This is a genomic window from Ilyobacter sp. (assembly GCF_041583315.1).
Taxonomy (GTDB): Bacteria; Fusobacteriota; Fusobacteriia; order Fusobacteriales; family Fusobacteriaceae; genus Ilyobacter.
Genome location: NZ_JBFHGC010000302.1, coordinates 1 through 3,629 on the forward strand (window position 1 = coordinate 1; position 3,629 = coordinate 3,629).

3 protein-coding genes are annotated in these 3,629 nt (G+C 36.6%); 1 reads left to right on the forward strand and 2 read right to left on the reverse strand.

Going from position 1 to position 3,629, the window contains the following annotated elements:
- Positions 1-1,924 (forward strand): DHH family phosphoesterase (locus ABZA26_RS10275; RefSeq protein ID WP_372714434.1); only part of this gene is annotated, 1,924 nt, incomplete at its 5' end.
- A 75-nt stretch (positions 1,925-1,999) separates the two neighbouring features.
- Here the strand turns inward: ABZA26_RS10275 and ABZA26_RS10280 are convergent.
- Both ABZA26_RS10280 and ABZA26_RS10285 read right to left on the reverse strand, forming a co-directional pair.
- Positions 2,000-2,593, reverse strand: a complete 594-nt coding sequence (locus tag ABZA26_RS10280; protein ID WP_372714435.1) for a TetR/AcrR family transcriptional regulator — start codon at positions 2,591-2,593, stop codon at positions 2,000-2,002.
- Between the two features lie 250 nt (positions 2,594-2,843).
- Positions 2,844-3,629: OmpP1/FadL family transporter (locus ABZA26_RS10285; RefSeq protein WP_372714436.1), on the reverse strand; the 786-nt coding region annotated here is incomplete at its 5' end.

The following is a 3,629-nucleotide window of genomic DNA, read 5'->3' on the forward strand; positions in this document are numbered from 1 at the left end:
CGTTGCCATCGGTACCATTGCCGATATTGTTCCCCTGGTAGAGGAAAACAGGATCTTTTCAAAATTCGGATTAAAGCTCCTGGAAAGCACAAAACATACGGGACTTAGGACTCTCCTCGGTTTTCTTTATCCTGAATATGATACAAAAATCTTCAATACCTATGATGTGGGCTTTGTCATAGCTCCTGTTTTTAATGCTGCAGGAAGACTTGAAGATGCCAAAACAGGAGTGGAGCTCTTTGTTTCTGACTCTAAAAAGGAATCCCGGGAAATATCCCAGAACCTCATGGGAAAAAACAACGAAAGAAAGGAGATTCAGAGTGAGATTTTGGATCTTGTGGAGAAAAGTATAGAAAAAAATTCCCTGGATCTCAAAAATGTAATTGTTGTTGCTGACAATAATTTTCATCACGGGGTAATCGGAATAGTGGCATCTAAGATCGTGGACAAATACTACAAACCCACCATAATAATGGAGATAAAAGAAGAGGGAAACATAGCTGTGGCCTCATGCAGAAGCATCGACAATTTCAGTATGATCGACGCACTAAACAGCATGTCTGATATTTTTATAAAATACGGAGGTCATGACGGAGCAGCTGGATTTTCCATATCTGCAGACAGGATAGAGGAGTTCAGCGAGAGGATAAACAGTTATGCAGGTTCTATCCTTGATGAAGGGGATTTTCAGAAACCGGTAAAAATAGAAAAAGAGATCCTTTTCCACAAGATCTCCTATGAATTTTTAGACAAACTAAGTCTTTTGGAACCCTTTGGTTACGGGAATCCCACTCCTGTATTTTCCATAAGCAACTGCCTATTCAAAGACCTGAGAATGATAGGCAAGGACAAAACCCACATGATGTTTACAATTTTAAAAGACGGAAATGAGGTCAAAAACTGCGTCTGGTTCAGCAGCGGACATAATTTCCAGGAGATCGCCCACATGAGGGAGATTGACGTGGCATTTAAGTTGAAACAGGAGATATTTAAGGACAGATATATGAACAAAATATATATAGAGGATCTGAATCCCTCACAACATGAAAGAAACTACCTAAAGGAAAGTATAGAGGTCTATGACACTGTATTTCCCATGGAGGCTGTGATCTACAGCAGGAGGGAACCCTCGGACAAGGAGGTATATCTTAGTTTTTCTGACGGTGTAGAGCTCATACAGGAGAGAAAAGTGGCCGGATTCATAGACTATCAGACTGCCGCTGTCTTAAAAAGACTGAAATATTCCTACAATTTCAATTTTAAAACCGAGATCAAAGAGGTCATTAAAAAGACGGAAAACTATAATATACATCTCACCATAGAAAGAGATTACTCCTTTTCAACTCTGGCCTATAAAAAACACGAGATATTCAGAGAGATCAAAAATTTTATCCTAGGTGATCTGAACTACAACTCCATACAGAAGCAAATACTCTCTTCTGTTTTCAAGGAGGAGAGGAAAACCCTGGCAATAACAGATCCAGGGAGGGGTATAGGGGCTGTGATAGAAACTATAAGTATCTACAACTCCCTGGTTAGTAAAAGTACTCTCATTGTCACAGAAGGACACATCCCAGAAAAACTAAAAAACTATGCCCAGGTCTCTGATAAATATATAGGGGGATACGACTACTATATATTTATCAGTGTACAGCCTGGAGATGAAATCATGGATCTTCAGGAAAATATACTGGTAATTTCTCAGACTGATATATCTTTAGATGGATTTAATAAAATAAAAGATAATTATTCTGTCCCTCAGAATATAAAAATTCTGCCTGAACATCAGCTGGTAAAACTTTATGATATAAAAAAAATATTCTATACAAAAAAACTCCCCTACAAGGAGAGAATAGAAATATTTAACAACCTTAAAAATTACAGTGAGATTTTTTCAACTAAGGATATTATTGCATTTTTTTGATAAAAATACTTACCAAAGGGTCTTTCAAAAGGCCCTTTTTTATCTGAATATCCAGGGATAAAAAAAAGAACCAGATTATTCCTGGTTCTTAAAAAACTTTTCCACTTCTGAAGCTTCTTCCAGCCTCTTATATATCATGCCTCCTGCACTTTGCATAAGTCTCTCTTTTATAAACTCATCAGAAGGATTTTCAAAATATCCTGTACATGTGAGAGTAGCCATACCGTGTGCATAAGTCCAGCAGTCTAAAAATAAGGTTTCTTTTATCTCTTCCGGAAGCCCCATAAACCTGTCATCAGCCAAGATCTCCATCTCTATGAGTTCTTTAAATTCCTTTATGAGACCCTGGTAGGATTTTTCCCTCAGAAATATAGACATGAAGAGTTGTTTTTCTTCCCTTGCAAAGGTAACTATTCCCATACCTATATTCAGAAAAGGAAGCTCTGTCTTTTGATTTTTCACATATTCCATAAAAACGCCCTTAGATCTTTCTATGAGCTCTTTTTTCAAATCATCCATGGATTTGAAAAATCCATATATTGGTGCCGGTGAGGATTTTAAAGCTTTTGCCAGATTTCTGGCTGTTATTTCTTCGAGTCCTTTTTTTTCAAGCATTTCAAAGGCCTTGTTTAATATATGATCTTTGGTAAAAATTGCTTTTTTTGGCATTCCAACCTCCCAAAAATAAAATTACACCTATAATATAACACTTAAATTCTTAATTTTCAAGTATAATTACGTTCATCTTTAGAAAGTTTTTAAATATTTTTTTTAATTAAGTTCAAAAAACAGTTGATAAAAATCTAGCTTTATTTTATAAGATATCAATTTATAATGAAAATACTTCTGAGAAGAATAGCATTATTCATCTTATCTTGTATAATAAAGAATTAAAAAAAAGGAGCATAGCTCCTTTTTTTTAGAATTTTTTTGTAACTCCCACACCAACTGATAAAATTGATTTATCATATTTCTGATTTTCTACTTCTCCGCCATATTCAGAAGCATAAATACCTTCATTTTCTTCATACCAGTAATTAGCTACAGAAAAAATCCATTCAGTTGTCTCTGAATGTCTATACTTCAAACCTGTCCCTATCATTAGAGAGTTTAGGGCATATTCCACATCATCATAGGTTTCTTCAGGAGCACCTGTATAAGCGTAGTTTACCCCTACTAACCAGGCCCATTTATCATTCATCCAGTATTCAGAACCTGCTGCAAGTTCCCATCCATTATCATAATTACTGTTGGCTTCATCTGATTCCCTGTCCATGTCGGCATCTTTGTTGAAATAATAATTTCCTCCGGCATATACAATCCATACATCATTAACCTTATATGAAGCCCCTATAGCAGCCACAGCCGGAAGGTCTCTCCTTGATTTTTCCCCGTCGGCGTACTCAGAATAAAAATCCGATACTCCGAAGTATCCATCTCCGTTTCCAAGTAATAAATCAAAAGTCCCTCCCAAAAGACTATTTACATATTTTTCATCGGCATCTGCTTCAAACTCCAGAATTACTCTGGTATCATATCTCATTCCTATATTGAGTCTTTCCGTAGCCCTGTAGTTCAGTCCAAACTGACCTCCGTAACCCCAGGCCGTCCTCTCTGAATCTAAATATATGCTCTCAGTTTCGCCACTCATAATAGTCAGATCAGCTTCTGAAACCAAACTTCTCATTCCGTAGACTACCCGACC